25 protein-coding genes are annotated in these 26,392 nt (G+C 69.1%); 21 read left to right on the top strand and 4 right to left on the bottom strand.

The window, feature by feature from the left end; translation table 11 throughout:
- The first annotated feature begins 17 nt into the window (after nt 1-17).
- From G4D85_RS22200 to G4D85_RS22120, 18 genes are all read left to right on the top strand, one after another.
- Nucleotides 18-1,028, top strand: a complete 1,011-nt coding sequence (locus G4D85_RS22200) for a ParB/RepB/Spo0J family partition protein (RefSeq protein WP_164015098.1) — start codon at nt 18-20, stop codon at nt 1,026-1,028.
- A gap of 50 nt (nt 1,029-1,078) precedes the next feature.
- Entirely contained in the window at nt 1,079-2,491 is a 1,413-nt protein-coding gene (locus G4D85_RS22195) for a sigma-54-dependent transcriptional regulator (protein WP_164015096.1), read from the top strand.
- Between the two features lie 195 nt (nt 2,492-2,686).
- Nucleotides 2,687-3,592, top strand: coding sequence for a type II secretion system protein GspC (gene gspC / locus G4D85_RS22190; RefSeq protein ID WP_164015094.1), 906 nt, complete (start codon nt 2,687-2,689; stop codon nt 3,590-3,592).
- A gap of 24 nt (nt 3,593-3,616) precedes the next feature.
- Nucleotides 3,617-6,208, top strand: coding sequence for a type II secretion system secretin GspD (gspD, locus tag G4D85_RS22185; RefSeq protein ID WP_164015092.1), 2,592 nt, complete (start codon nt 3,617-3,619; stop codon nt 6,206-6,208).
- Nucleotides 6,205-8,016, top strand: coding sequence for a type II secretion system ATPase GspE (gene gspE / locus G4D85_RS22180; protein WP_164015090.1), 1,812 nt, complete (start codon nt 6,205-6,207; stop codon nt 8,014-8,016). Before gspD ends, gspE begins: the two co-directional genes overlap by 4 nt.
- A 38-nt stretch (nt 8,017-8,054) precedes the next feature.
- Nucleotides 8,055-9,311 carry a type II secretion system inner membrane protein GspF gene (gspF, locus tag G4D85_RS22175; protein ID WP_164015088.1) on the top strand — a complete coding sequence of 419 codons (1,257 nt, stop codon included), beginning with the start codon at nt 8,055-8,057 and terminating at the stop codon, nt 9,309-9,311.
- A 14-nt stretch (nt 9,312-9,325) separates the two neighbouring features.
- Entirely contained in the window at nt 9,326-9,478 is a 153-nt protein-coding gene (locus G4D85_RS48915) for a hypothetical protein (protein ID WP_205525651.1), read from the top strand.
- Nucleotides 9,479-9,539: 61 nt separating this feature from the next.
- Complete coding sequence (gspG, locus tag G4D85_RS22170; RefSeq protein WP_164015086.1) at nt 9,540-9,962, top strand: type II secretion system major pseudopilin GspG; 423 nt, start codon at nt 9,540-9,542, stop codon at nt 9,960-9,962.
- Between the two features lie 39 nt (nt 9,963-10,001).
- Nucleotides 10,002-10,451, top strand: coding sequence for a type II secretion system protein GspG (locus G4D85_RS22165; protein WP_205525650.1), 450 nt, complete (start codon nt 10,002-10,004; stop codon nt 10,449-10,451).
- Nucleotides 10,448-11,167 (top strand): prepilin-type N-terminal cleavage/methylation domain-containing protein, encoded by a 720-nt coding sequence (locus G4D85_RS22160; RefSeq protein WP_205525649.1) that lies wholly within the window; start codon nt 10,448-10,450, stop codon nt 11,165-11,167. Before G4D85_RS22165 ends, G4D85_RS22160 begins: the two co-directional genes overlap by 4 nt.
- Nucleotides 11,164-12,084, top strand: a complete 921-nt coding sequence (locus G4D85_RS22155; RefSeq protein ID WP_164015082.1) for a type IV pilus modification PilV family protein — start codon at nt 11,164-11,166, stop codon at nt 12,082-12,084. The genes G4D85_RS22160 and G4D85_RS22155 overlap by 4 nt, the downstream gene beginning before the upstream one ends.
- Nucleotides 12,084-12,755, top strand: coding sequence for a type II secretion system protein GspJ (locus G4D85_RS22150; protein WP_164015080.1), 672 nt, complete (start codon nt 12,084-12,086; stop codon nt 12,753-12,755). The genes G4D85_RS22155 and G4D85_RS22150 overlap by 1 nt, the downstream gene beginning before the upstream one ends.
- The gene (locus G4D85_RS22145) at nt 12,755-14,122 is read left to right on the top strand and encodes a type II secretion system minor pseudopilin (RefSeq protein WP_164015078.1); all 1,368 of its coding nucleotides are present in this window, start codon (nt 12,755-12,757) and stop codon (nt 14,120-14,122) included. The genes G4D85_RS22150 and G4D85_RS22145 overlap by 1 nt, the downstream gene beginning before the upstream one ends.
- 1 nt (nt 14,123) lies before the next feature.
- Entirely contained in the window at nt 14,124-15,731 is a 1,608-nt protein-coding gene (gene pilM, locus G4D85_RS22140; protein ID WP_164015076.1) for a pilus assembly protein PilM, read from the top strand.
- A 2-nt stretch (nt 15,732-15,733) separates the two neighbouring features.
- Nucleotides 15,734-16,291 carry a type II secretion system protein GspM gene (gene gspM, locus G4D85_RS22135; RefSeq protein ID WP_164015074.1) on the top strand — a complete coding sequence of 186 codons (558 nt, stop codon included), beginning with the start codon at nt 15,734-15,736 and terminating at the stop codon, nt 16,289-16,291.
- Nucleotides 16,292-16,294: 3 nt separating this feature from the next.
- Nucleotides 16,295-17,269: a type II secretion system protein GspN gene (gene gspN, locus G4D85_RS22130; RefSeq protein WP_164015072.1), complete on the top strand. Its 975-nt coding sequence runs from the start codon at nt 16,295-16,297 to the stop codon at nt 17,267-17,269.
- 98 nt (nt 17,270-17,367) lie between these two features.
- Nucleotides 17,368-19,008 carry a sigma 54-interacting transcriptional regulator gene (locus tag G4D85_RS22125; protein WP_164015070.1) on the top strand — a complete coding sequence of 547 codons (1,641 nt, stop codon included), beginning with the start codon at nt 17,368-17,370 and terminating at the stop codon, nt 19,006-19,008.
- Nucleotides 19,009-19,156: 148 nt separating this feature from the next.
- Nucleotides 19,157-19,666 carry an RNA polymerase sigma factor gene (locus G4D85_RS22120; RefSeq protein ID WP_164015068.1) on the top strand — a complete coding sequence of 170 codons (510 nt, stop codon included), beginning with the start codon at nt 19,157-19,159 and terminating at the stop codon, nt 19,664-19,666.
- A gap of 72 nt (nt 19,667-19,738) precedes the next feature.
- On the opposite strand, the gene G4D85_RS22115 is transcribed toward G4D85_RS22120, so the two are convergent.
- Nucleotides 19,739-20,401, bottom strand: a complete 663-nt coding sequence (locus G4D85_RS22115; protein ID WP_164015066.1) for a hypothetical protein — start codon at nt 20,399-20,401, stop codon at nt 19,739-19,741.
- Complete coding sequence (locus G4D85_RS22110) at nt 20,401-22,578, bottom strand: S46 family peptidase (protein ID WP_164015064.1); 2,178 nt, start codon at nt 22,576-22,578, stop codon at nt 20,401-20,403. Before G4D85_RS22110 ends, G4D85_RS22115 begins: the two co-directional genes overlap by 1 nt.
- 137 nt (nt 22,579-22,715) lie before the next feature.
- On the opposite strand from G4D85_RS22110, the gene G4D85_RS22105 reads away from it, so the two are divergent.
- Nucleotides 22,716-23,456, top strand: a complete 741-nt coding sequence (locus G4D85_RS22105; protein WP_164015062.1) for a M50 family metallopeptidase — start codon at nt 22,716-22,718, stop codon at nt 23,454-23,456.
- Nucleotides 23,457-23,460: 4 nt separating this feature from the next.
- On the opposite strand, the gene G4D85_RS22100 is transcribed toward G4D85_RS22105, so the two are convergent.
- Entirely contained in the window at nt 23,461-23,865 is a 405-nt protein-coding gene (locus G4D85_RS22100) for a winged helix-turn-helix transcriptional regulator (RefSeq protein WP_164015060.1), read from the bottom strand.
- A 122-nt stretch (nt 23,866-23,987) separates the two neighbouring features.
- Between G4D85_RS22100 and G4D85_RS22095 the strand changes: the two genes are divergently transcribed.
- Nucleotides 23,988-24,755 (top strand): SDR family NAD(P)-dependent oxidoreductase, encoded by a 768-nt coding sequence (locus G4D85_RS22095; protein ID WP_164015057.1) that lies wholly within the window; start codon nt 23,988-23,990, stop codon nt 24,753-24,755.
- A gap of 4 nt (nt 24,756-24,759) precedes the next feature.
- Nucleotides 24,760-25,083: a hypothetical protein gene (locus G4D85_RS22090; protein ID WP_164015056.1), complete on the top strand. Its 324-nt coding sequence runs from the start codon at nt 24,760-24,762 to the stop codon at nt 25,081-25,083.
- Between the two features lie 31 nt (nt 25,084-25,114).
- Here the strand turns inward: G4D85_RS22090 and G4D85_RS22085 are convergent, their stop codons facing one another.
- The gene (locus G4D85_RS22085; RefSeq protein WP_164015054.1) at nt 25,115-26,368 is read right to left on the bottom strand and encodes an MFS transporter; all 1,254 of its coding nucleotides are present in this window, start codon (nt 26,366-26,368) and stop codon (nt 25,115-25,117) included.
- Nucleotides 26,369-26,392: the final 24 nt, after the last annotated feature.

Genomic DNA, 26,392 nt, shown 5'->3' with positions numbered 1-26,392 from the left:
CGCAAGGAGGCTCGGCCATGGCAGCAGCGAAGTCCGCACGGAAGTCCGCCACCGCGAAGAAGCCGACGACGGCCCGCAAGCCGCGCCGCAAGAAGGCGGAACCGAAGTCGAAGGGCCTGTCCCCGGCGGAGGTGGCCAGCGACTCCGTGGAGTACCCCATCGAGTTGCTGGATGCGGTGCACACCGACGGCGGTGAGGTTCTCGGCGTCTACCGCGAGCCGCTGGGCGGCCACCCCGTCATCTTCGCCGTGCTCCCCATCGACAAGGTGCAGCCCACCCCGTACCAGCGGGACCTGTCCGAGCCCCACGTGAAGCGGCTGGCCAACGCCATGGAGCGGTTGGACCGCTTCCTGGACCCCGTCATCGCCGTGCGCAAGGACGGCCTGTACTGGACGCCCAACGGCAACCACCGGCTCCACGCCAGCAAGCTGCTGGGGGCCAAGTCCATCATGGCCCTGGTGCTGCCGGACGAGGACGTGGCCTATCAAATCCTCGCCCTCAACACGGAGAAGGCCCACAACCTGAAGGAGCGCTCGCTGGAGGTCATCCGCATGTACCGCGGCCTCGTGGGCGCGGACCGCAAGGGCCCGGAGAAGGCCTTCGCCCACCTCTTCGAGGAGCCCTCCTTCGTCACCCTCGGCGCCGCGTACGAGAAGCGGCCCCGCTACTCCGCGGGCGCCTACCACCCCTTCGTCAAGGTGCTGGAGGACTTCCAGGAGCTGCCCCTGAAGGAGGCCCTCGCCCTGCGCGAGGCCCGCGCGGACCGGCTGCTGGAGCTGGACGACGTCGTGGTGGGCGTCGTCGACAGCCTCAAGGAGCGTGGCCTCCAGAGCCCCTACCTCAAGAACTTCGTCGTCGCCCGCATCAACTTCCTCCGCTTCCGCAAGGACGGCGGCAAGCCGGACTTCGATGCCACCCTGGACCGGCTGCTGGCCAGCGCCCGCAAGTTCAACGTGGAGAAGGTGAAGCGCGAGGACATCGGCCGGATGGGCGGAGGCCCGGTGGAGCCGGACGAGGAGCACGCTTAGCAGGGAACGCGGCTTGCAGGTGCGAGGCCGCCCAGGAGCTTTCGCACGCCATGACATCCCCCACGGTCCTGGTCGTCGACGACGACCGCGCCAACCTCGAGTCCGTCACCCGCATCTTCCAGCGTGAAGGCATGGCCACCCTGGCCGCCGCCAATGGCACGGAGGCGCTGGAGCTGCTGCGCCGCCCGGAGGTGGCCGCCATGGTGACGGATTTGATGATGCCCAACATGGACGGGCAGGAGCTGCTGCGCGCCGCGCGCGCCATCCGCCCGGACGTGGAGGTCGTGCTGATGACGGCCTACGGCACGGTGGAGACGGCCGTGGCCGCGATGAAGGACGGCGCCTACGACTTCATCACCAAGCCCCTCAAGCGCCACGCGCTGGTGAAGGCGATTCAGAAGGCGCTGGAGAAGCGGGCGCTGGTGGCGGAGAACCAGTCCCTCAAGGCGAAGCTGGCGGAGATGAACGCGGCCGGCGGGCGCGGCATGGTGGGCCAGTCCCCCGCCTTCCGCGCCATGCTGGACACCATCCGCCAGGCGGCGCCCTCCACCGCCACGGTGCTGCTGCTGGGCGAGTCCGGCACCGGCAAGGAGCTGGCCGCGCGCTCGGTGCACGAGTACTCCAACCGCGCCAAGGGGCCCTTCGTCGCCGTCAACTGCGGCGCCCTGCCGGAGAACATCCTGGAGGCGGAGCTCTTCGGCGTGGAGCGCGGCGCCTTCACCGGCGCGGTGGCCCGCCGCGAGGGCCGCTTCGAGCGCGCCCATGGCGGCACCCTCTTCCTCGACGAAGTCGGTGAGATGCCGCTGTCCGCCCAGGTGAAGCTGCTGCGCGCGCTGGCCGAGGGGGAAATCGAGCGGCTGGGCGGCACGCAGACGGTGAAGGTGGACGTGCGGCTGGTGGCCGCCACCAACAAGGACCTCCAGAAGGAGGTGGCCGAGGGCCGCTTCCGCGAGGACCTCTACTACCGCCTCAACGTGGTGGAGATTCGCGTCCCCGCGCTGGCCTCGCGCCGCGAGGACATCCCCCTGCTGGCGGACGCCTTCCTGCGCCGCTTCGCCGCCAAGAATGCCAAGGTGCTGCGCGGCTTCTCCCAGGACGCCCTGGGCGTGCTGGAGAACTACGCCTGGCCGGGCAACGTGCGCGAATTGGAGCACGCCGTGGAGCGCGCGGTGGTGCTGGCGCGGGGCGAGGTGCTCGAGGCCAGCGACTTGCCCGAGTCCGTCCGCAAGGGCCCCCTGGGCTCGGCCGGCCAGCTCGTCATCCCCATCGGCACGCCCATGGAGGAAATCGAGCGCCGGGTGATCCACGAGACGCTGCGCCACACCCGGGGCGACAAGACGCTGGCGGCACGCCTGCTGGGCATCGCCGCGCGCACCATCTACCGCAAGCTGGAGCGCGAGCAGTCCACGGGCGAGGCGCCCGCGGGGGCCGCACCCACCCCGGCCGGCGAGACCGACGACTGACAGGGCGTCACACCGGCCCCCACCGCCTTTTGACAATTTGTCCGGCGGGGTTTCGGGGGCCGCCACCCGAGTCGGACCCGCCTGCTATTCCGGAATAATTCCGCGCCCTTGGCCCGTTGGGCCTGGATTGCCCGCCGGGCTGCACGGTGGCACCTGACTTGCTCACCGAAGGCCCTGCTTACTACCGGAAGCGTGATGGAACTCTTCTTTCGAAAATACTTCTGGACGGTGAACCTGCTGTTCATCCTGCTCGTGGCCCTGCTGGCGGCGCGCACGGTGAACCTGTTCGTCGAGTCCGCCATCGCCCCGGTTCCCTCCGGGACGGCGACGCGCGCGCCCACGCAGCCACGCCGGTCGGAGTCGACGCTGGCCATGCTGGACATGAACCGGCTGTCGCGGCTCACCGGCATCAAGATTCCCGAGCCCGAGAAGGCGGTCGTCGAGCCGGAGCTGGTCCAGGCGGACCCCAACGCGGCGCCGGTGAAGAGCGGCCTGAGGGTGAAGCTGCTGGGCACCCTCGTCGCGAGCAACGCCGACTGGTCCTTCGCCTCCATCCAGGACATGGTGACGCAGCGCTCGCAGACCTACATGGTTGGCAACGCCCTCCAGGGCGCCACCGTGCAGGAAATCGAGCGCGAGCGCGTCATCATCCTCAACAACGGCCGCCGCGAGTTCATCGACGGGCAGCCGGGTGACGGCGCCTTCGTGCCGCCCACCCCGCCCGTGGCCCAGGCCAACACCGCCCCGCCGCCCAACGGCAGCGGCATCCGCGCCGTCAACGACAACGAGTACGAGGTGCCGCGCGCGGAGATCGACAAGACGCTCAACAACCTCAATGACGTGGCCATGCAGGCCCGCATCGTCCCCGCCTTCAAGGATGGTCAGGCGGTGGGGTTCAAGCTCTTCTCCATCCGCCCGGACTCCATCTACTCCAAGATTGGCGTCCAGAACGGCGACGTCATCCGCCGCATCAACGGATTCGACCTCAACAGCCCGGAGAAGGCGCTGGAGGTCTATTCGAAGATGAAGGACGCATCCCGCATCGAGATCGAGATCGAGCGCAACGGAGCGCCGATCAAGAAGTCGTACAACGTCCGTTAATCACCCCCGCAGCGCACGCTCTCCATGAAGACGCTCCCGTCCTGGATGCTCTGCCTGTGCCTCGCGCTCGCCGTTCCCGCGCAGGCCCAGCGCCGCCCCCCTCCTTCCGGCACCACCTCGCCCGCCACGCCGGGTGATCGGACGATCACCCCGCAGACCTCCGGCGCCGGTGGCGCCGAGGAGGCCAACCAGGGTCCCCGCCGCACGCCCACGTGCGAGGAGGCCCGGCGCAATGCCCGCTACGGCATCTACTTCGACAAGGTGGAGATCGAGAAGCTGGTCCAGACGGTGGCGGACGCCACCTGCCGCACCTTCATCCTCCCGGAGAACGTGCGCGGGAAGATCTCCATCATCGGCCCGGAGAATGGCCGCGTGGAGGTCAACGCGGACGCCTTCTACTCCGCCTTCCTCGCCGCGCTCGACGCCAACGGCCTGTCCGTCTACCAGCACGGCCGCTTCCTGAAGATTGTCGACAAGCGCTCGGCGAAGCAGAACCCCATCCCCACCATCGTCGACGAGGGTGCGCCGTACACCACCAACGAGCAGATGGTGACGAAGCTGTTCCGCATCAAGAACGTGGAAGTCGAGCCGCTGCGCGGCGTGCTGCAGCAGCTGGTGTCCAAGGACGGCGACACGATTCCGTACCCGCCGGACACCATCATCGTCAACGACGTGGGCTCCAACATCCACCGCCTGGAGCGCATCATCAACCAGCTGGACAACCGCGCCGCCAGCGACGAGCTGCGCGTCATCCAGATTCAGTACGCGGCGGCCCAGGACGTGGCCACCACGGTGCAGCGCCTCTTCGAGTCCAAGGGCGCCCGCCCCGGCCAGCGCCCCGGGGGCTTCTCGCAGAACGTGTCCCCCGGCGCCTCGCCGGGTGAGATTGCCGCCGCCCAGGCCGCGCAGGCCGGCCAGGAGGGCTCCAGCGGGCCGGTGACGCTGTCGCAGATCATCCCGGACGAGCGCACCAACAAGCTCATCATCGTCGCCAGCCCCGCGGCCTTCGACCGCATCCAGGAGATTGTCGGGCAGCTGGACATCCCCACCAGCACGGGCGGCCGCATCAACGTCTACCCGCTGGAGAACGCCAACGCGGAGGAGCTGGCCAGCACGCTCCAGTCGCTGGCGCAGGGCACCGCCAACCGCCCGCGCAACCCCTCCCCGCAGGCGCCCCAGGGCATCCCCCGTGGCGGCGGCGCCACCCAGGCCGCGGAGCTGTTCAGCGGCGAGGTGAAGATTTCGGCCGACAAGGGCACCAACTCGCTGGTCATCGTCGCCAGCGCGGCCGACTACAAGAACATCGTTCAAATCATCCAGCAGCTGGACACGCCGCGCCGCCAGGTCTTCGTGGAGGCCGTCATCATGGAGGTCAACCTGGACCGGAACGCCGAGTTCGGCGTGAACCTCCACAGCGGCTTCAGCCTGAAGACGGACGACGGCGCGGTGCCGGGCCTCATCGGCACCAACAACACCGGCCAGGGCCTGCCCCCGTCGCTGTCGCTGGGCAGCCTCGCGCAGTTCGGCGGCTTCCTCGCCGGCCTCCAGGGCCCCGTCATCCCCGCGCTGGAGAAGCTGGGCCTGGACATCCCCGCCTTCGGCGTGGTGCTGCACGCCATGCAGCAGAGCTCGGACGTCAACGTCCTCTCCACCCCGCACATCCTCACCAGCGACAACGAGGAGGCGGAAATCACGGTGGGGCAGAATGTGCCCTTCCAGTCTGGCTTCAACCCCTCGTCGCTGGGCTCCACGGTGGGCGGCGGCACCACCGGCACCCCCGGCGGCATCCCCTCCATCCTCGGTGGGCTGGGCGGCCTCAGCTCGCTCTACGCGCCGATTACGCGCCAGAACGTGGAGCTGAAGCTCACCGTCAAGCCGCAGATCAACGAGAGCGACTACATCCGCCTCGTCATCACCGAGCAGACGGAGGAGATTGCCTCCACGGACCCGGTGCTCGGCCCCACCACGGCCCGCCGCAGCGCGAAGACGACGGTCATCGCCAAGGACCAGGAGACGGTGGTGCTGGGCGGCATCATGCAGGACCGCACCCTGGAGTCCGTCTCCAAGGTGCCGGTGCTGGGTGACATCCCCATCATCGGCCACCTCTTCCGCGAGACGTCGCGCCGCAAGACGAAGACGAACCTGCTGCTCTTCCTGACGCCCTACATCATCCGGGGCCCCGAGGACTTCCGCATCATCTTCGAGCGGAAGATGAAGGAGCGGCAGCAGTTCGTGGAGCAGTTCTACGGCCAGGTGCCCGGCTACGACGTGGCGGTGGACTTCAGCCGCAAGCCCGGCCCCCTGTCGCGCATGAACCAGGCGGTGATGAAGGAGCAGCAGCGCGCGGAGAACGGCGGCCCGGGCATGCCCGGCGAGCGCATCATCGCCCCCGCCAGCCCGGCGAACGGGCGCACGCTCCCTGCTCCGGCTCCCACGCCGGGCGCGCCCCAGGGTGAACCCGAGGTGCGGGAAGTCGCGCCGCCTCCGGGGGGTTCCGATGAACCAGTGCCGGCCCCGCGGCCCGAGGCGCCCGTCCCCGAGAGCCCTCCGGCTCCCGAGGACGTCTCCCCCGAGAACCTGCGCATCCAGCCGGACGTTGGTGAACAGAGCCCATGAACGTGACCGCCGACCCCACCCTGACCACCGCCACCGCGGTTGCCCCCGCGCGCAATGACGCCACCCAGGTCGTCTCGCACGGCCAGGCCTTCCTCTGTGGCCGGCCGCTGGGGGAAATCCTCCGCGCGCTCGTCCCCTCGCTCACCGAGGAGAAGATCCAGGAGGCCCTCGCCGTCCAGGCCGAGAAGGGCCAGCGCCTGGGCGAGGTGCTGGTGGGGATGAAGGCGGTCAGCGAAGAAGACGTGGCCAAGGCGCTGGGCCACCAGCTGGACCTGCCCTACCTGGCCCGCATCTTCACCGAAGAGGTGGATGCGGAGCTGGTCAAGCGCATCCCCATCAACTTCGCCAAGCAGGCCCACATCCTCCCGCTGTCCATGGAGGGGGACGCCGTGGCGGTGGCCGTCTCGGACCCCCTGGACACCTCCGCGCTGGACCATGTGCGGCTCCTGCTGGGCCAGAGCATCAGCCAGCGCATCGCCCTGGCGAGCACCGTCACCGACGCCATCAACAGCGTCTATGACCGCTCGGTCAACGAGGCCGAGCAGCTGGTGGACGAGATGGAGACCACGGACCTGGACTCCATCGCCCACGAGCTGGAGGAGCCCACGGACCTCCTCGACGTGAATGACGAGGCACCCGTCATCCGGCTGGTGAACTCCGTGCTGTTCCGCGCCGCCAAGGAGCGCGCGAGCGATATCCACATCGAGCCGATGGAGCGCGAGCTGCTGGTGCGCTTCCGCGTGGACGGTGTGCTGCAGGAGGTCATCAAGCCGCCCAAGCGCTACCAGAACGCGATTGTCAGCCGCGTGAAGGTCATGGGGCAGCTCAACATCGCGGAGAAGCGCCTGCCGCAGGACGGCCGCATCCGCATCAAGCTGGCCGGCCGCGACATCGACATCCGTCTGTCCACCATCCCCACGTCCTTCGGCGAGCGCATCGTCATGCGTCTGCTCGACAAGACGGCGACGCTGCTGGACCTGGCCGAAATCGGCATGAGCCAGGCGACGCTCCATTCCATGGAAGCCGTCATCAAGCGCTCGCACGGCATCATCCTCGTCACCGGCCCCACGGGCTCCGGCAAGACGACGACGCTCTACGGCGCCCTGTCGAAAATCAACACGCCGGACCTCAACATCCTCACCGTCGAGGACCCGGTCGAGTACCAGCTCAAGGGCATTGGCCAGATGGCCATCAACCCGAAGATTGGCCTCACCTTCGCGCAGGGGCTGCGCTCGTTCCTCCGCCAGGACCCGGACGTCATCATGGTCGGCGAAATCCGCGACAAGGAGACGGCGGAAATCGCCATCCAGGCGTCGCTGACGGGCCACCTCGTGCTGTCCACGGTGCACACCAACGACGCCGCGGGCGCGGTGACGCGACTGGTGGACATGGGCGTGGAGCCCTTCCTCGTGGCCTCGTCGCTCACCGGCATCCTCGCCCAGCGCCTCGTGCGCCGGGTGTGCCCGGACTGCCGCGTGGCCTACGTGCCCACGGACGCGGAGCTCAAGGAGCTCAGCCACACGCTGGCCTCCTTCAAGGCGCGCTACGGGACGGACCGCATCTACAAGGCCACCGGCTGCCCGTCGTGCAACCGCAACGGCTACCGGGGCCGCACCGGCATCTACGAGTTCCTCCCCGTGGATGACGACATCCGCCAGCTCGTGCTGAAGAACGTGGACGCGTCCACCATCAAGCGCTCCGCAGCGTCCAAGGGCATGACGTCGCTGCTGGACGACGGCGCGCGGAAGATTTCCCTGGGCGAGACGACCATCGCGGAAGTGCTGAGCATCACCCAGGAGGACATGTAACCGACAGCTCCTCCCTGGGAGGGGCCGGGGTCTGAGCCATGCCGGTCTTCGAGTACAGAGGTATCAACTCCGCGGGCAAGTCCATCAAGGGCCTGCTCGAGGCGGACTCCCCCAAGACGCTGCGCTCCAAGCTGCGCGGCGACGGCATCTTCCTCACGGACGTGCTGGCACAGGCGGAGGGCAGCCGCGCCGCCGTGTCCAAGGGCGCCAACGCGTCGCTGGTGGCGCGCGACATCGACCTGCGCAAGCTGGGCCGGGGCCGCGTCAACACCGACGACGTCGCCATCTTCACCCGGCAGCTGTCCACGCTGCTGCACGCCGGCGTCACCCTGGTGGAGTCGCTCAGCGCGCTGGTGGACCAGGTGGAGAAGGAGCGCTTCAAGCGCGCCCTCTCCGACATCAAGCAGCGCGTCAACGAGGGCTCCACCCTCGCGGACGCCCTGGGCCAGCACCCCAAAATCTTCCCCAGCATCTACGTGAACATGGTGCGCGCGGGCGAGGCCTCGGGCGCGCTGGACGCGGTGCTCACGCGCCTGGCGGACTTCACGGAGAACCAGGCCCGGCTGCAGCAGAAGATTCTCAGCACCATGCTCTACCCCGCCATCATGATGGTGGTGGGCGGCGGCATCCTCGTGGCCCTCATGGTCTTCGTGGTGCCGAAGGTGACGAAGATCTTCGAGACGATGAAGGCCACGCTGCCCCTGAGCACGCGCATCCTCATCGCCACCAGCAACTTCTTCCAGAACTGGTGGTTCGTCGCCGTGCCGCTGATGGCGCTGGGCGTCTGGCTGTTCATGCGCTGGACGAAGAGCCCCAAGGGCAAGCCGAAGTGGGACCGCATCACCCTGAGGGCCCCCGTCGTCGGCAGCCTGGTGCGCCTGCTGTCCATCTCCCGCTTCGCCCGCACGCTGGCCACGCTGCTCAAGAGCGGCGTCCCGCTGCTGGCGGCCATGGACATCGTCAAGGCGGTGATGACGAACACGGTGCTCGCGGAGGTGGTGGAGAAGGCCCGCGACTCCATCCGCGAGGGCGAGAGCATCGCCACCCCGCTCAAGCGCTCGGGGGAGTTCCCTCCGCTCGTGTACCACATGGTCGCCATCGGTGAGCGCTCCGGCCAGTTGGAGGACATGCTCACCAACGTGGCGGACAACTACGAGACGCAGGTGAATGTGCGCATCGGCGCCCTCACCTCGCTCCTCGAGCCCCTGCTCATCGTGGTGATGGGCGCGGTGATTGCATTCGTAGCGCTCTCCATCCTGCTGCCGATCCTCCAGGTGAACTCGGCCATCCGGTGAGGAGTGACGCGACGATGAACGACACCATGGACCGCTGGATTCAGCGCGTCACCCTGGCCGCCATGATTGCCGTGGCGGCGGCGCTGCTGACGGTGGGGGCCCGGCTGTACGGTCCCCAGTCCCAGCGCCCGCAGGCGGGCGTGGCGGACGGGGCCCGGACGCCCTGACAGGACGACACGAACTCAACCGGGTGGACTGCCAGAAAGTCACCCGAGCTAGGAACGAGACATGAGCCAGAAGACCCAGAGGAAGCAGCGCCGCAAGAGCCGCGGCATGACCCTGATTGAAATCATGGTGGTCATCACCATCCTCGGCCTCATCGCGGCGGCCGTGGGCGTGGCGGTGATTCCGCAGCTGGAGGCCGCCCGTAGAGACCGCGCCTCGCTGGACATCAAGAGCATCCAGGGCGCGATGAAGCTCTACTACACGAAGAAGGGGAAGTACCCCGACACCGCCTCGGGCCTGAACGCGCTCGTGGAGACCCAGGCCCTGGAGCAGATGCCCAAGGACCCCTGGAACAACGACTACGTGTACATCAACGAGGGCGGCAAGCCCGTCATCATCTCCTACGGCGCGGACGGCACCGCCGGTGGCGAGGGCAACGACGCGGACATCTCCTCCGCGGACGGCGCCGCCGCCAACAACAAGTGAAGAAGTAGCGCACCCCGCGTGTTGCATAGGGCCTTGGGTATGAACGAGCACGCCTCCCTCACCACCCCGATGCCCTCGCAGGAGGGGACGGACCGCCCCCGGAACGTGGGGCGGTTCATCCTGGCCCTCGTCTTCCTGGTCGCCACGGGTCTGGCCTTCTTCCTCGTGTGGCTGACGCATGACGCGTCGCTCACGACCGAGCAGCGCCGGGCGCGGGCGGAGATCCGCAAGCTGGAGGGGTTCTTCAAGTCGCACCACCGGCTGATGGGGCGCTTCCCCTCGAAGGAAGAGGGCTTCACCCCGCTCATCCAGGCCCGCCTGCTGGACGCGGTGCCGGTGGACCCCTGGGGCCACCCGTACGTGTACTGGATGGACGGCAAGACGGGCGCCGTCGTCTCCTACGGGGCGGACGGCAAGGCGGGCGGCAGTGGCCCGGACGCGGACCTGAGCAGCGGCGGAGCGCTGGCCGCCCACTGGGAGCAGCCATGACGCCCGCCCGCCGCCGCGCCCAGCGCGGCCTGACGCTCATCGAAATCTCCATCGCCATCATCATCGTCGCGATGCTGTTCTCCGCGGCGGTGATGGGCATCGGCTCCATCACCGGCGCCAAGGCGAAGGGCTCCGCGGGCGAGCTGGCGGGCCTCATCCGCTCGCTGTACGACTCGGCCGCGCTGCGCGGCAAGACGTGCCGCCTGGTGTTCGAGATTCCCGACCCGAAGAGCGAGGAGCCCACCCGCTACCACGCCGAGTGCGCGGAGGGCGCGGTGACGACGTCGAGGGACCGGGACACCGCGCTGCGCGACGAGAACAGCGAGCGCGAGCGGAACGCGCGCGCCAGCGGAGGCACGGGCGCCAACGGCGAGACGCGCCGCAACTACCTCGTGTCCGGCGGGGACGCGCCCACCGCCACGGAGCTGATGGAAGGTGAGAAGCAGCGCGTGGAGAACGCGGCCCGCTTCTCGTCGTACACCTCGGAAGAGGTGCCCTCGCGCGAGCTGCCGGGGGACGTGAAGGTGTCGGTGTGGACGCGCCACCAGCGCGAGCCGGTGGAGAGCGGCGTGGCCTACCTCTACTTCTTCCCGCAGGGCTACACGGAGAAGGCCCACGTGTACGTCAAGCAGGGGGACAACGTCTGGACGCTGGACGTGTCACCCCTCACCGGCAAGGTGCAGGTGGTGGCCGAAGAGCTGGAGGTGCCGAAATGAGACGCAACCAGGGCTTCACCCTGCTGGAGGTGGTGGTGGCGCTCGCCATCCTCGGGCTCGCGCTCATGGCCATCTTCGACCTGAACGCGGGCGCGGTGTCCAACCACGTCTACACCAAGCGCCTCACCGTGGCGTCGCTGCTGGCCCGCTCGAAGATGACGGACCTGGAGCAGAAGCTCTACGACGACGGCTTCTCCAACGACGACGACGAGGAGTCCGGTGACTTCTCCGACGACGGCTGGCCCCAGTTCAAGTGGCGCGCGCGCATCATCGCCCCCAAGACGGAGGGCGTGACGCCGGACCAGCTCATCGGCGCCATCTTCAACCTGCCCATCGGCGATAGCGGGGATGGAGACCCCATGGGCGGCATCGCCAGCCTCTTCGGCGGCGGCGCGGGCGGCGGCGGTGGCAAGGACGGCGCGTCCGGCGGTCCCCAGCCCTCGGGCCTGGGTGGAATGGGCGGCGCGGCCATGGGCATGGCGCAGCCCATGTTCACGCAGATGATTCAGCAAATCACCCAGACGGTGCGCGAGGTGCACCTCACGGTCTTCTGGATGGAGGGCACGCAGTTGGAGAGCATCGACCTGGTGACGCACGTGGTGTCTCTGGGGCCGGGCTCGGACCGCAACGGCGGCGCGGCCTTCGCCCAGTCGCAGGGCCAGCAGCCCCCGGGCCAGGAGAACCAGTGGGTGAACCCGAACACGGGCCTCATCGTGGCCAACCCGATGCCCGGCCCCAACGGCACCATGCTGGACCCGCAGACGCGCATGCCGCTCATGCGCCAGTCCGACTTCAACAACCAGCGCAACGGCGGCGCCCAGCAGCCGGGCACGGGCGGCATCGTCCCCCCGGGCGGCCAGGGCAACAACCCGCTGGGCAACATCAAGATCCCCGGCTTCCAGAGGAGGACCCAGTGATGAGGCGCCACGCTCGCGGCTTCACGCTGATGGAGGTCATGGTGGCCGTCGCGATTACGGCGCTGATGGGCACCGTGGTGGCCATGGCCTTCCAGACGGGCCTGACGGCCAAGGAGACGGTGGAGGCGGACGCGGACCGCTACCGCCAGGTGCGCGTGGCCATGAACCGCATGGCGCGCGAGATTGGCTCCGCGTACGTCAGCGACAGGTATGACCTGAAGCGCTTCCGAGATCAGAACGACCGGCCCACCAACTTCGTCGGCGAGCGGGACAAGCTGCTCTTCACCACGTTCTCACACCAGCGCCTGTACACGGACGTGAAGGAGTCCGACCAGGCGGTGGTGGAGTACTTCGTGGAGGCGTCCACGGACCGGGAGGCGAAGGGGCGGCAGGACCTCAAGCGCCGCGTCAACCCCAACGTGGATGACCGCATGGACCGGGGCGGCAACACGGACGTGCTCTTCGAGGGCGTCAAGGGGCTGGAGTTCGCGTACTGGAACTCGGAGAAGAAGGAGTGGGACGACGAGTGGGACACCCGGCGCACGGAGCTCAAGGCCCTGCTGCCCACGCGGGTGCGCGTCACCGTCACGGCCGTGGACGAGACGGGCAAGGAAGCGAAGTACACCACCCAGGCCCGCATCATGCTCAACACGGAGCTGCCGAGGTACTGATGCCCAGCTTCTTCCAACAGAAGTCCCGCCGCCGTAGGAGCGCGTCCCCCGCGGCCCGCCGTGAGCGGCGCTCGCGTGGCGTGGCGCTCATCATCGCGGTGGTGTCCATCGCCATCCTCACGGTGATTGCCACCGACTTCGCCTACAACAGCCGGGTGGACCTGCAGCTGGCGGCCAACCAGCGGGACGAGGTGCGCGCGTACTACCTGGCGCGCTCGGGCATTGCCCTGTCCCGGCTGCTGCTGCGCTTCCAGAAGCAGGTGGACCAGACGCCCATCCCCAACCCGGCGGCCCTCCTCTCGCAGTTCCTGGGCCCGCAGGCGCAGCAGGGTGGCCAGCAGACGCCGCAGCCGTCGTCGCTCAACATCCAGCTCTACAAGATGGCGCGTGTGGACTGCCACATGCTCAAGGGGCTGGTGAAGAGCGAGGGCGCGGACGGCGAGACGGCGGCGATGGAGCCGGCGGACGACAAGGACTTCAAGATGGACGACGCCGAGAAGGACCCGGCGGCGATGGAGGTGGCGTCGCAGATGACGCAACGCTCCTTCGGCGGCTTCGAGGGCTGCTTCCTGGCCTCCATCTCCGACGAGGAGGAGAAGCTCAACGTCCACCGCCTGATGGCCGGCGCCGGCGACGCGTACCCCACCATGCTGCGCATGCTGGACATGTTCAACGACAAGCGCTTCGAGTTCCTCTGGGAGCGCGACGACGCCAACAAGGTGCGCAGCACGCCGCAGGACGTGGTGCTGGCGCTGAAGGACTGGGCGGACGACGACGAGACGGGCTCGGCCATCAACCTGGTGGACGCAACGAACCCCCTGCCCTCCGGCTTCTCGGATGAGGGCGCCGCGTACAGCCGCTATGACCCGACCTACGAGCCGAAGAACGCGCGCTTCGACAGCGTGGACGAGCTGTACCGGGTGCACGGGGTGAACGACCAGTTCATGTCCGCGTTCCGCGACAGGCTCACCGTGTACCCGGACATCAACCGGCGGCCCAACATCAACACGGACGACCCGGTGATGCTGGGGCTGGCCATCATGTCGGTGGCGGACCAGACGCGGCCGGACCCGCGGCTGCACGACCCGGTGTTCCTCAACGAGGTCATCACCCGCGTCCGCTCGGCGAAGATGTTCAGCTTCTTCGGCATGTCCGTGCAGGACTTCGTCGCCGTGGTCGAGTCAGCCGGCATCCCCATCAACCCGGCCGTGAAGGCCAACGTGGCGGGCAACCGGCTCGTGGGCGACAAGAGTCAGACGTTCACCATCAAATCCGTGGGAGAAGCGGGCAGCGTGCAGAAGACGCTCACCGCCGTGGTCCGGCTGGACGACACGCTGGGCAGGCTCCTGTACTGGAGAGAGGAATAGTATGGCCCGCATTCTTGGCCTGGACCTTGGCAGCCACTCCGTGAAGGGCGTGGTGCTGGAGTCCAAGACGAAGGGACACACCGTCAAGGGGTTCGCCGAGGTCCGGCGCGCGCCCGAGGGCGAGCGCGCGGACACCCTGCGCGCCGCGGTGCAGGAGCTGCTCGGCCAGCTCCCGCCCGGAAACCTGGACCAGGTCGTCATCGCCCTGCCCGGCCCGTCGCTCACCACGCACGCGCTGAGCCTGCCGTTCTCCGACGGCAAGCGCATTGAAGCGACGCTGCCCTTCGAGATTGGCAGCCAGCTGCCCTTCGACCTCTCCGACGCCGTCTACGACTACCAGGTCGTCGGCCTGAAGGATGTGGAGGGCAGCAAGGACAAGGCCAGCGACTTGCTGGTGGGCGTGGTGCGCAAGGAGGAGCTGCAGTCGCTGCTGGCGCTGCTGGCGGACCTCAAGCTGGACCCGCGCATCGTCACCCACCCCGGCCTCGCCTACCAGAACCTGTTCCAGCAGTCGCCGGGCCTCTTCGAGGGCACGGGCGAGGGCGGCGCGGTGGCGCTGGTGGACATCGGCCACGAGCGCACCTCGGTGTCCTTCGGCAAGCCGGGCCTGGGCGTGACGTTCACCCGCACCTTCGCGGGCGGCGGGCGGGACTTGAGCAAGGCGCTGGCCACCGAGTTCCAGACGTCGCTGGCGGAGGCGCACCACTGGAAGGAGCAGCACGGGGCCATGGCCAGCGCGGCGCAGGGCCCGGACGCGGAGCGCGCGGCGGGGGCCTTCGTGCGGGGCCTGCAGCCGGTGCTGCGCGAGCTGCGCCCCACCCTCAAGGCCTTCACCGCCCGCACCCGCCAGCAGGTGGGCTCGGTGGTGCTGAGCGGCGGCACCGCGCGCATGCCCGGGCTGGCCGAGCAGCTCTCCCGTGACTTGAACCTGCCGGTGCGGCTGCTGGCGCTGCCCGCGGACGCGGCGGAGGCGATTCCCGCGGCGGTGCAGCCGGCGGCCGTGCAGGCGTACTCGCTGGCGCTGCGGGGCAACGCGACGGGCGCCAGGGCGCCGCGCTTCAACTTCCGCCGGGGTGACCTCTCCTTCAAGGGTGACTTCGACTACATGAAGGACAAGCTGGGGTTGCTGGCCTCGTTCGCGGCCACGCTCCTGCTGCTCTTCATCGCCTACGGCGTGGTGCGCAACTCGGTGCTGTCGCGCCGCGAGGCGCAGGTGGACGCCGTGCTGTGTGACACCACGCAGCGCATCCTCGGCAAGTGCGAGAAGGACTACAACCGCGCGCTCAGCATGCTCAAGGGCGTGGAGAGCCCGGCGGCGGCGCTGCCCAAGCTGACGGCGGTGAATCTGCTGGCGGAAGTCACGCAGCGGGTGCCGGAGGACGTGCCGGTGAAGTTCGACCGGATTCAAATCGACCTGGACCGCGTCATCCTCCAGGGTGAGACGGACTCGTCGAAGCAGGTGGACACGCTGTCCAACGCGCTCAAGGGCCACGCGTGCTTCAAGGACGTGCGGCAGGGCAAAGTGGAGCGGACGCGGGACGGCAACAAGGTGTCCTTCCGCCTGGACGTCCAGGTGCAGTGCCCGGGGACGCAGGGCGGGGAGAGCTAGTCATGGCCAGGATCCAGGAAGTCTTCGCACCGGTGACGACGTGGTTCGAGCGGCTGAGTGACCGTGAGCGGCGGATGGTGTCCATCGCCGGCGCGGCGCTGCTGGCGTTCATCGTCTTCGCCGTCGTCGTGACGTTCGCCAACAGCGCGTCCGGCTACCGCAAGCGCACGCAGGACAAGCTGGCGAAGCTGCAGGAGGTGCAGGCGCTGGCGGCCAGCTACCGCGAGGCGCAGGCGGCGCGGCAGTCGGTGGAGCAGCAGCTGTCGTCCAGCGACGTGCAGCTCATCAGCTACATCGAGGACAAGGCCACGGCGGCCGGCCTCCAGGTGCCCAACATGACGCCCAAGGGCGAGCTGGGCGTGGGGGACGGTAAAATCATCGAGAGCTCCGTGGAGCTGACCTTCACGGACGTGGACCTGCGCAAGCTGACGGACTTCCTCACCACGGTGGAGAGCGGGCCGGGGGTGGTGAAGGTGAAGTACCTGCGCATCGAGCCGAGGAGCGCCTCGGACACGCTGACGGCGTGGACCACCGTCGCCACCTACCGGATGAAGCAATAAGCCATGCCTCCTGACACCAAGCCCGCCCGCTGGAAGCTCTTCCTCGGCTACGCCGCGTTCGCGGTGGTGGCCTTCATCCTCGGCCTGTTCGTCACCTTCCCGTACGACGCCATCCGCTCGCGGCTCGTGACGGAGGCGGCCCAGGCGGGGCTCGCCGTGCGCATCGGCTCGCTGCGGCCGGGGCTGGCGGGCATCACCGCCACCCAGGTGCGCGTGAGCAAGCCGGCCCAGCCGCTGAGTGCCGAGGTGATTGCGGCCCTGGCCACCGGCGAGGGCAACGTGCCGGGCGCGCTGGAACTGGGCGAGCCGGTGCTGCTCGACTCCGTGGCGGTGCGCCCCACCCTCTTCCCGCCGGGCGTGGCCGTGCGCGCGAGCGCCATGGGCGGCACGCTGAGCGCGGCCGTGGGCGGGCTGGGCGACGTGAAGGTGCGCGTGGAGGCGGACGGCCTCCAGGCCTCCGGCGGCAACCTGCCGGCCTTCACCGGCCTGGACATGGAGGGTGAGCTGAACGGCACCCTCGCGCTGACGCTGCCCAAGGGCAAGGGCCCGGACGCGGACCTGTCCCAGGCGGACGGCGAGCTGACGCTGGACTCGCAGGGGCTGGTCATCAAGGGCGGCAAGGCCTCCCTCCCCATGGGCGGCGGGCAGGCGATGGCCGTGGACCTGCCGCGAATCGCGCTGGGCGCGCTCACCGGGCGCATCCAGTTCGAGAAGGGGCTGGGCACCGTGCAGACGCTGCGCCTCAAGAGCGACGACCTGGAGGCCCTGGCCACCGGCACGCTGAAGCTGGGCAAGCGGCTGGAGTACAGCGAGCCGGCCATGGATGTGAACTTCAAGCTGGACCCCGAGGCCCAGAAGCGGCTGGGGCCCATCGGCATGGGCGTCACCATCCTCCCGCCGGACAAGAAGGACCCCAGCTTCCGGGCCGCCCGCCTCGCCGGCTTCCTCAACCGGCCCACCTTCACGCCGCGTCGCTGAGGCCACCCTCCCCCACGCCCTACCCGGGGCGTGGGGTTGAAAGGTGAACACCCGCCGTGTAAAGCGCTCGGGAACCAACCTGTCGGGAGGGGCTGGGAATGCCAGAGCTGGTGTTCTTTCGTCGTGGCGAGGAGGTGTTGCGGGTGGCGGTGGACCGGGCCCGGTTGGTGCTCGGTCGCGGCGAGCAGTGTGACGTCGCCATTCCCGACCCGGAGGTGAGCCGCCAGCAGGTGGCCCTGCTGTGGGATGGCGAGCGCTGCCGCGTGGAGGACCTGTCCGGCAAGGGCACGCTGGTGGCCGGGCAGTCCGTCACCGCGGGCGAGCTCGCGGACGGCGCGGACCTGGCCCTGGGCCAGTGGCGCGCGGTGTTCCGGCTGCGCGCGGGCGGGGACGGCGCGGACGTCACCACCGAGGTGGGGCACACCACGTCCGTGCAGGCCGTGGACGCGCGGACCGCGCGCTGGCAGCCGGCGCAGGTGCGGGTGAAGCAGGGGCTCAACGAGTCCGTGCACCGCTTCACGGGCGAGGGCTTCACCGCGGGCAAGGACGCGGGCTGTGATCTGGTCCTCCAGGACCGCTTCGCCTCCAGCCGGCACCTGAAGGTGACCCGGCGCGACGGCACCTTCCACGTGGTGGACCTGCGCTCCACCAACGGCACCTGGCTGGGGCCGGTGCGCGTATTCGAGGCGGAGGTGCCGCTGCCCACCGTGCTGCGCGTGGGCGAGACGGAGCTGGTGCTGGAGTCGGCGGCCCCGGCTTCACGCAAGGACGTGGCGGACTTCCACGGCATCATCGGCTCGGACCCGTCGGTGCGGCAGCTGTCCGAGCTGATTGAGCGGGTGGCGCCCTCGTCCGCGGCGGTGACGGTGCTGGGCGAGTCCGGCACCGGCAAGGAGCTGGTGGCGCGCGCCATCCACGCCTGCTCGCAGCGGGCGAACCGCGCCCTCATCCCCGTCAACTGCGCGGCCATCTCCAAGGAGCTCATCGAGAGCGAGCTGTTCGGCCACGAGAAGGGCGCCTTCACCGGCGCCAACACCGCGCGCAAGGGCGCCTTCGAGGAGGCCGACGGAGGCACCCTCTTTCTCGACGAGATTGGCGAGCTGCCACTCGACTTGCAGGCCAAGCTGCTGCGCGCGCTGGAGGGTGGGGAAATCAAGCGTGTGGGCGCCAGCCGTCCCATCCAGGTGGACGTGCGGGTGGTGGCGGCCACCAACAGGGACTTGCTGGCGGCGGCGCGCGAGGGCCGCTTCCGCGAGGACCTGTACTACCGGCTCTGCGTCATCCCCCTGCACCTGCCGCCGCTGCGCAGCCGCAAGAGCGACCTGGGCGCGCTGGCCGAGCACTTCCTGCGCACCTATGCGCCGCGCGGGCAGGCCGTGCGCTTCACCCCGGCGGCGCTGGAGCGGCTGCAGCAGCACTCGTGGCCGGGCAACATCCGCGAGCTGCGCAACGTGGTGCACCGCGCGTTGCTGCTGCGCAAGGGGCCCGTCATCGACGCGGACGGCCTCGCCTTCGACCAGGAGCTGAACCGCGACACCGGCATCTCCGTGCCGGAGCTGCCGCCCGGCATGACGCTGGAGCAGATGCTGGAGAAGCTGGAGCGGCAAATCGTCGAGGCCGCGCTGAAGCGCTGCAACAACAACCGCGAGCGCGTGGCGCGCGAGCTGGGCGTGGCGCGCTCCACCCTCTTCAAGCGGCTGAAGGACTGGGGCCTGACGAAGCAGGACGAGCAGGAGTAGCGGAGGGACGCGGGGGAGGTAGGCGTGTCGGCCACCCGACACGCGGGGGAGGAAATCCTTTCCCCACGGGGCGATAGAACCTTCTGGCGGCTCGTTCGTTCCAACTCCTGGCAGTCCCCACCCGGGGTGTTCCAGGAGACCACCCGCCATGAATGCCGCCTGCGTCTCGCTTCCTCCCCTCACCCAGCTCTACACCGAGCACCGCTCCCGCGCGCTGGCCATCGCCCGGCGCATCGTCGGCGACACCGACGACGCCGAGGACGTGGTGCAGGACGTCTTCGCCCGGCTGGCCCGCGTGGCCCCGGGCTTCGGAGGCCGGGCCGCGTGGAGCACCTGGCTCCACCGCGTCATGGTCAACAGCAGCATCAACTGGCTGCGCGCGCGCAAGCGCCGGGAGCGGCTGAGCCTCGAGCCCCAGGAGCCGCTGTCGCCCGAGGTACAGGCGGTGGGCTCGGAGCTGGAGCGCCACTTCGGCGAGGCGATGGAGGAAATCAACGAGCAGCAGCGCCAGGTGCTCTACCTGCGCGAGGTGCGCGGCCTGAGCTACCCGGAGATTGCCCGCCTGCTCCGCATCCCCGAGGGCACGGTGAAGAGCACCCTGCACCGCGCCCGGCAGCGCACGCTGTCTCTCATGGAGGAGCGCGGCCAGCAGCCGTGACTCCCCGTGGGGTGCGCCTCGCCCCCCCAGAGCCGGCACCGGGCCTGGGCCCGGCCGGCGTCCGGGGTGCGCCTACTCGTCGCCCTTCGAGCCGACGAACTGGTCCGACTTGTCCTTGAACAGGACGTTGAAGCTGGTGAGCGAGCCGTAGACGCGGGTGATGTAGCTCTGCATCTCCACCTTCTCCGCGTCCGACAGCTTGGGGTGCGCGTTGAGCTTCTGCTCCAGCACGCGGAGCCTGTCGCGCACCATGACGACCTTGTGGAACAGGTTGTCGATGGGCAAGTCCTTGGGCTGCAGCTCCGGGTTGGAGGGGACGAGCCGCACCGTGCCGCCCTCCCACTTGTTGGCCAGCTGCGGAGACTCGGCCATGCCGGACGCCTCCCGGAAGATCTCCATCAGCTCTTCACGCGTCATGCTCAGCCCTTCCAGGTCCACTTCTTCATTGGGGTCCACGCGGCGCCGCACCACCACCGGCGCCACGCCGCGCACGACGGCCCGCGCGCGGACGGTGACGGGGAGCGCCAGGGGTGCGGCGCTGCCCTTGGGAACGAACTTGTCGCAGATGGGAGCGGAGGGCGGGAACATGCCGCGCCACGAGTGCAGCCGGCACGTCCCCACCCAGCCCCGGCGCTCCTCCACGGAGTGGGGGCTGAACAGCTTGCAGTTGGAGCACACCTTCTCTTCCGGCTTGAAGACCGGGAGGGGCAGCGAGCCGTTCCCCGCGTCCGACATCAGCGCGTCTCCCTCACGACGGGCGGGCCCTTGCGCACGCCCAGCTCCCGCAGCAGCGCGTCCGCGTCCTCGACCTGGTCCAGCATCCAGAGGATGTAGCGCACGTCCACGCTGACGTTGCGGGCCACGTCCGGGTTGTAGCCGAAGTCGTTGGCCACGTTCTCCCAGACGCGGTCGAAGTTCACACCGACGAGCTGTCCCCTGCCATTCACGGTGGGGCTGCCCGAGTTGCCGCCCGTGGTGTCCGCGTCCGACAGGAAGTCCACCGGCACGTCCTTGAGCTTCGCATCCATCCACGTCCCGTAGCGCTTCGCCTCGGCGACCTTGGACACCTTGGCCGGCACGTCGAAGGGCTCCTGGCCGGTGTGCTTGGCCAGCAGGCCCGCCAGCGTCGTCTGGGGCGTGTAGACGACGCCGTCGCGCGGGGAGTAGCCCTGCACCTTCGCGAAGGACACGCGCAGGGTGCCGTTGGCGTCCGGAGCCACCGGCTTGCCCGCGTGCGCCAGCACGGCCTTGCGCCACTCGGGCCGCAGCCGCAGCGCGGCGCCCTGGCGGCGGTCCCTCACCTCGTCCAGCGCGGCCAGTTCGCGGGCCAGGTCCAGGCCGAAGGCGAGCAGCGGGTCCTTGCGGGCCTCCAGCTGCGCCACCGTCTCTCCCGCCATCTTCATGCGCTCGTCGAGCGTCAGCACCTTCGTGCCGGCGTACATGGCGTCAATCTTCGCGACGACGTCCTTCTCCTGGGACTTCGCGCCGAAGTGCTTGTCCACTGCGGCGATGCGCTCCTCGGGGCCCAGCGCCTGCGCGCGCCGGACGAAGGCCTGCAGGAGGCGCTTGTCCGAGGCGGCGAAGAGGTTCTTCTGCTCGCGCTCCAGCCGGTCCTTGAGGCGCGGCATTTCCCGGTCCATGTACTCCGGGCGCCGCTCCAGGTCCGGCTTCGCGCGCTCGGCGGCGAGGCGCGACAGCGTCGCCGCCAGGGCCGGGCCCCGGGCCAGGCGGCCCACGGAGGACAGGAGGAACTCGCGCTCGAACACCTTCGCCGTGTTGGCCTGCTCGGCCAGCAGGGCCTCGCGGGCCGAGAGCGCGGGCGCCCACTTCCTGGCGTCCTTGCCCGCCCAGGCGGCCACCGCGGCCTCGGAGGCGTGCTGCTTCTCAACGATGCGGCCGCGCTTCAGCCCGGCGAGCTGGCCGCCCGCGTTCTTGTGCACGTTGTGCAGGCTCTTGAGCTGCGAGGCGACGGCAATCTTCCCGGTGGGGCTCTTGTCGCTCTCCTCCTCGAGGATGTTGATGGCCTCGCCGAACACGTCGCGCAAGCGCGGGTACAGGCGCGACTGGCGCTCCGCCATCTCCTCGGCGAGCAGCGCGCGGAAGGTGAGGCCCGGGTAGCCGAGCACCATGACGAAGTCGTTGGGCTTCACGCCCTCGGTGGCCAGGGGGAAGAAGAACTCGGCCTTGTAGGGGACGTTCTTGTCGCTGTACGGGGCCGAGCTGCCGTCCGGCGCGGTGTACGCGCGGAGGATGGCGAAGTCACCGGTGTGGCGCGGCCACATCCAGTTGTCCTCCTCGCCGCCGTACTCACCCACCGCGCGGGGCGGGGCGTAGACGAGCCGCACGTCGGCCAGCTCCACCGAGTCCATCAGCGTGTAGTTGAGGCCGCCGTCGAAGGTGGCCACGTTGCAGCGGGTGGCGGGGCGCTTTTCGCACTCGGCGACCAGCTCCTTCTGCTTGCGCTCGATGGCCTTGTAGCGGGCGAGGTCGTCGGCGCCCGCGGGCACCGAGGCGAGGACCTCCTTCGTCACGTCCTTGAAGCTGCGAGGCACCTGCACGCGCGAGCCCTTGCCGGGCAGCTCATCCTCGCGCTTCGAGGCGAGGAAGCCCTCGGTGATGAGGTCGCGCTGTGGGGTGCTGTGCTCCTGGATGACGCCGAAGGCACAGTGGTGGTTGGTGATGACGAGACCGGAGGGGGCGATGAAGGCACCGGAGCAACCGCCGACGTTGACCGTGCCCGCGAGCAGGCCGGTGCCACGCTGGGGGTCCCACAGCTTCTTGGGAGGCACCTGGAGGCCCTGGGCACGCAGCCACGCCGGGTCCAGCTCCAGGACCTGCTGAGGGGTCCACTTGCCTTCTCCGGCCAGAGCCGGAGCCGCCACGAGCGACAGGAGGAGGAGCGTCTTCTTCATGGTGTTTCCTCCCTACCCCGTCCGGCGCCCGCACGCGAATCCCCTTTCCTCCAACGCTCCGCGCCATGGATGGGGATTTTTCATGGAAGACGGACCGGGCTTAAGTGTTGGGGTGTCCCACCGGAGGGGTACGAGCGATGAAGACCGCCAGCGGAGCGCAGCTTGATTTCGGCCGGTTGGCCCTCCTCGTGCTGATGCTGGGGGTGGGGTGGTACTTCTGGTACTCGCCCGTCTTCTGGCCGCTCAAGGTGCTGGTGGTGATGATGCATGAGAGCGGGCATGCGCTGGCCACGCTGCTGGTGGGAGGCTCGGTGGACAGCATCCACCTGGCGACCAACGAGTCGGGCTCCTGCCTGTCCCGCCTGCCGCCCGGCTTCCTGGCGAAGGTGGTCGTCTACTCTGGAGGCTACCTGGGCAGCGCGGTGGCGGGGGCGGGGCTGCTGCTGGCGACCTTCCGCTTCCAGCTCCGGCGCTGGGTGCTGGGCGCGGCGTGTGTGTGGCTGACGGTGATGGGGCTGGTGTACGCGGGGGATTTCTTCACGCTGGCGTTCTGCCTGGGCACGGCGGTGGCCATGGGGCTGGGTGCGAAGTACCTGCCCGACGGCGCGGTGGACGCGGTGAACCTGTTCATCGCGGCCTTCACGGCGCTCTACGCGGTGTTCGATTTGCGGGACGACCTGTGGAACAGCGCGGTGCGCTCGCGGAGTGATGCGGCGCTGCTGGCGGACCTGACCTTGGTGCCCGCGGTGGTGTGGGCCGCGCTGTGGACGCTGCTCGCCGTGAGCCTGCTGGCCGTGGCGGTGTACTGGTCCATGCGCGCGAAGCCGCGCGGTGGGTTGCAGATGCCGCCCGTGTCCGCTCGGGCGCGGCGGGTGTAGCTCGTCATCCCGCCCCGTCCCGCCCTGTCCTTTTGCGTGGCGCTTGAGGGACGGGGAGCGAAGGGGGGCATCCAGCCGCGGCGGCGTCGAGCTCGTCCGCGTGGCGCTTCCCCCAATCGCAGAGCGATTTCACGATGGGATGGAGGCTCATGCCAAGCTTCGTCGCCGTGTAGACGACGCGCGGAGGCACCTCGGCGAAGATCTCGCGATGAACGATGCCGTGCTCTTCCAGCTCTCGCAGCGACTGCACGAGCACCTTCTGACTCACCGTGGGGATGAGGCGCCGGAGCTCGGAGAGGCGCTTCGGTCCCTCGAACAGGTAGTAGAGCGCGAACACCTTCCATCGGCCGCCAATGACCTTCAGCGCGCGCTCGGCGGGGATGAGGGGCAGCGCCTTGACGATGGGCATGGTTACCTCGTGGTTCCTATGGCACCCATACGTTCGTAGTGGGTGAAAGAGTCTCTAGTTACGTCGAGGAGTGTACGGCATCAAGAGTCCGAGCCCCATGCCGGGTCGTTGAAAGGACTCCCATGTCGAACGAGAAGACCACCGCCATTGCCCTCATCACTGGCGCCAGCCGAGGCATCGGCAAGAGCACCGCGCTTGCCCTCGCTGCGCGCGGCGTCGACGTCATCGTCACCTACGTTTCCGCCGAGAAGGAGGCGACCGACGTCGTGCAAGCCATCCGCGGCACGGGGCGCAAGGCCGTTGCGCTGCGGCTCGACCTCACCCAGGTTGGAACCTTTGACGCGTTCGTAGCTGACGTGAAGCGACAGCTCTCGTCGGTGTGGTCGCGCGACACGTTCGACTTCCTCGTCAACAACGGTGGCTCGGGAGGCTTCTCGGCCTTCAGCGAGACGTCCGAGGCGGCGTTCGACACGCTCGTCGACGTCCACTTCAAGGGGCCGTTCTTTCTCACGCAGAAACTCCTCCCGGTGCTCGCTGATGGTGGTCGCATCGTGAACGTGTCGACGGGCCTGACTCGCTATGCGGTCTCCGGCGTCGCCGTGTACTCGGCCGTGAAGAGCGCCCTCGAGGTGTTGACGCGCGCCCTCGCGCTGGAGCTCGGACCGAGGCGCATCAACGTCAACGCCGTCGCGCCGGGCGGCATCGCGACCGACTTCGGAGGAGGCCTCATGCGCGATGAACAATTCCAGAAGGTGGTCGCTGGCGAGACGCCGCTGGGTCGAGTGGGTGAGCCCGAGGACGTGGCCGACGTCATTGCCTCGCTGCTGTCGAAGGACACTCGGTGGATTACCGGACAGCGCGTCGAGGTGACGGGCGGGTACCGGCTCTGAGCTGATGTGGGTCAGCATCCCCCCCCACGGCGAGAGGCCCGGCACCTTCCCGAGCCCGTACTGGACGAACCGCCCCACGCTGGCCACGGCCGACGAGGTCCGCAACTACGTCACGAGCGCGGTGACCTTCGCCAACCGCGACAACTCGATTCCGGGTGGGCTTGTGACGGACGGCCTCGCGGACCTCGAGTCGCGCATCGCGGGTCACACGTTCAAGGGCTGCCACCTGAGCTACGAGAATGGCCCGTGGGCCGGCATCCAGGTGTCCTTCTTCGTCGACACGCAGACGGGCTTCCGGATTCTGACGGTGCGCCACTGGGTCGAGTGAAAGGTGGGAACTGCGAGGCCAATGATGAGGCTCACGCCGTCATCCCGGTCGAGTCCTGGGACTCACCAGGAGTCCGCTTGGGCTCGCCGAAGGACATCAGCCGGCGGTGTAGCGGCGCGAGCAGTCCGAGGAGGAGCACCAGCACGCCGGTGACCTGCAGGATCCGCTCGATGGCGACCACCTCCGCCAGGGGGCCGAAGAGCACCATGGACAGCGGCATCAGCGCGGTGGAGAGCATGGTCAGCACGCTGAAGACACGGCCCAGGTAGACCGGCTCCACGTGCTCCTGGAGCATGACTGTGGCGGGCGTGTTGTAGAACGGCAGTGCCACGCCGAAGAGTCCCATGAACGCCAGGTACACGCCGAAGTGGGGCACCACGCCGAGGGCCACGGTGCTCGCGCCCATGATGAGGGTGGAGGCGACCATCGTCCGCATGCGGTTGCTGGAGCCGCTCCGCACGGCAAGCGCGGTGCCTCCCAACATCATGCCCACCGAGAAGACCATCTCGATGGCCGTCAGCCGCCAGACCTCGCCCCCAAAGCTCCGCGCCGTCTGCAGCGGCGTGAGGAACGCGGCCGGGGTGATGAGCACCAGGATGAAGCCCAGGTAGCCGAAGAACGGCACCAGGTGCGCGTGGCCGCGGATGTACCGGAAGCCGTCGCGGATCTCCCCCAACTGCGAGGCCCCATCCTGTACCGGCGCGCGGGGGCGAGCCTCTACCCGGACGAAGAAGGTCAGGATGGCGATGGCCAGGGCCGCGGTCACCGCGTCGACGTAGAAGAGCACCTGCAGGGGGGCTACAGACATGAGGAAGCCGGCGAGCGCAGGCGCCCCCAGCATGTTGACCGAGTGGAGGGTGCTCTGGATGCCGTTGACCCGCATCAGCCGGTCCTCGGGCACCAACTGCGGCAGCAGCGAGCCCACCGCTGGCTGCTGAACGGCCGTGCCCACGGAGCGGATCGCCGCGGCCAGGAAGAAGAGCCACAACTCCGTGCCGCGCAGCGTGAACACCACGGCCAGCGCCAGGGTCACCAGCGCAATCATCGCATCAGCGAGGGCGATGAGCTTGCGACGGTCGTACCGGTCGGCCCAGACGCCCGCGAAGGGCGAGAGGAGGAAGGTGGGCAGGAAGCCGGCCACGATATAGAGCGTCATCATGACGCTCGAGCGCGTCTGCAGCGTCACCTGCCACAGGAGCGCGTACTGCACCAGGGAGGAGCCGAGCAGCGAGAGGGCCTGGCTGCCCAGGAAGAGGGCCGTGTTGCGCTTCCAGAAGGCGTGCATGGCGCGCATTGTAACGACGTCGGT

The organism is Pyxidicoccus trucidator (assembly GCF_010894435.1).
GTDB lineage: Bacteria > Myxococcota > Myxococcia > Myxococcales > Myxococcaceae > Myxococcus > Myxococcus trucidator.
Note: the sequence above shows the minus strand (reverse complement) of the source record. Positions and strands in the feature narration are given on the sequence as shown.

Bases quoted from the DNA above. Each gene is read 5' to 3' on its own strand.
- G4D85_RS22200 (WP_164015098.1), top strand. From the start codon at position 18: ATGGCAGCAGCGAAGTCCGCACGGAAGTCCGCCACCGCGAAGAAGCCG.
- G4D85_RS22195 (WP_164015096.1), top strand. From the start codon at position 1,079: ATGACATCCCCCACGGTCCTGGTCGTCGACGACGACCGCGCCAACCTC.
- gspC (WP_164015094.1), top strand. From the start codon at position 2,687: ATGGAACTCTTCTTTCGAAAATACTTCTGGACGGTGAACCTGCTGTTC.
- gspD (WP_164015092.1), top strand. From the start codon at position 3,617: ATGAAGACGCTCCCGTCCTGGATGCTCTGCCTGTGCCTCGCGCTCGCC.
- gspE (WP_164015090.1), top strand. From the start codon at position 6,205: ATGAACGTGACCGCCGACCCCACCCTGACCACCGCCACCGCGGTTGCC.
- gspF (WP_164015088.1), top strand. From the start codon at position 8,055: ATGCCGGTCTTCGAGTACAGAGGTATCAACTCCGCGGGCAAGTCCATC.
- G4D85_RS48915 (WP_205525651.1), top strand. From the start codon at position 9,326: ATGAACGACACCATGGACCGCTGGATTCAGCGCGTCACCCTGGCCGCC.
- gspG (WP_164015086.1), top strand. From the start codon at position 9,540: ATGAGCCAGAAGACCCAGAGGAAGCAGCGCCGCAAGAGCCGCGGCATG.
- G4D85_RS22165 (WP_205525650.1), top strand. From the start codon at position 10,002: ATGAACGAGCACGCCTCCCTCACCACCCCGATGCCCTCGCAGGAGGGG.
- G4D85_RS22160 (WP_205525649.1), top strand. From the start codon at position 10,448: ATGACGCCCGCCCGCCGCCGCGCCCAGCGCGGCCTGACGCTCATCGAA.
- G4D85_RS22155 (WP_164015082.1), top strand. From the start codon at position 11,164: ATGAGACGCAACCAGGGCTTCACCCTGCTGGAGGTGGTGGTGGCGCTC.
- G4D85_RS22150 (WP_164015080.1), top strand. From the start codon at position 12,084: ATGAGGCGCCACGCTCGCGGCTTCACGCTGATGGAGGTCATGGTGGCC.
- G4D85_RS22145 (WP_164015078.1), top strand. From the start codon at position 12,755: ATGCCCAGCTTCTTCCAACAGAAGTCCCGCCGCCGTAGGAGCGCGTCC.
- pilM (WP_164015076.1), top strand. From the start codon at position 14,124: ATGGCCCGCATTCTTGGCCTGGACCTTGGCAGCCACTCCGTGAAGGGC.
- gspM (WP_164015074.1), top strand. From the start codon at position 15,734: ATGGCCAGGATCCAGGAAGTCTTCGCACCGGTGACGACGTGGTTCGAG.
- gspN (WP_164015072.1), top strand. From the start codon at position 16,295: ATGCCTCCTGACACCAAGCCCGCCCGCTGGAAGCTCTTCCTCGGCTAC.
- G4D85_RS22125 (WP_164015070.1), top strand. From the start codon at position 17,368: ATGCCAGAGCTGGTGTTCTTTCGTCGTGGCGAGGAGGTGTTGCGGGTG.
- G4D85_RS22120 (WP_164015068.1), top strand. From the start codon at position 19,157: ATGAATGCCGCCTGCGTCTCGCTTCCTCCCCTCACCCAGCTCTACACC.
- G4D85_RS22115 (WP_164015066.1), bottom strand. From the start codon at position 20,401: ATGTCGGACGCGGGGAACGGCTCGCTGCCCCTCCCGGTCTTCAAGCCG.
- G4D85_RS22110 (WP_164015064.1), bottom strand. From the start codon at position 22,578: ATGAAGAAGACGCTCCTCCTCCTGTCGCTCGTGGCGGCTCCGGCTCTG.
- G4D85_RS22105 (WP_164015062.1), top strand. From the start codon at position 22,716: ATGAAGACCGCCAGCGGAGCGCAGCTTGATTTCGGCCGGTTGGCCCTC.
- G4D85_RS22100 (WP_164015060.1), bottom strand. From the start codon at position 23,865: ATGCCCATCGTCAAGGCGCTGCCCCTCATCCCCGCCGAGCGCGCGCTG.
- G4D85_RS22095 (WP_164015057.1), top strand. From the start codon at position 23,988: ATGTCGAACGAGAAGACCACCGCCATTGCCCTCATCACTGGCGCCAGC.
- G4D85_RS22090 (WP_164015056.1), top strand. From the start codon at position 24,760: ATGTGGGTCAGCATCCCCCCCCACGGCGAGAGGCCCGGCACCTTCCCG.
- G4D85_RS22085 (WP_164015054.1), bottom strand. From the start codon at position 26,368: ATGCACGCCTTCTGGAAGCGCAACACGGCCCTCTTCCTGGGCAGCCAG.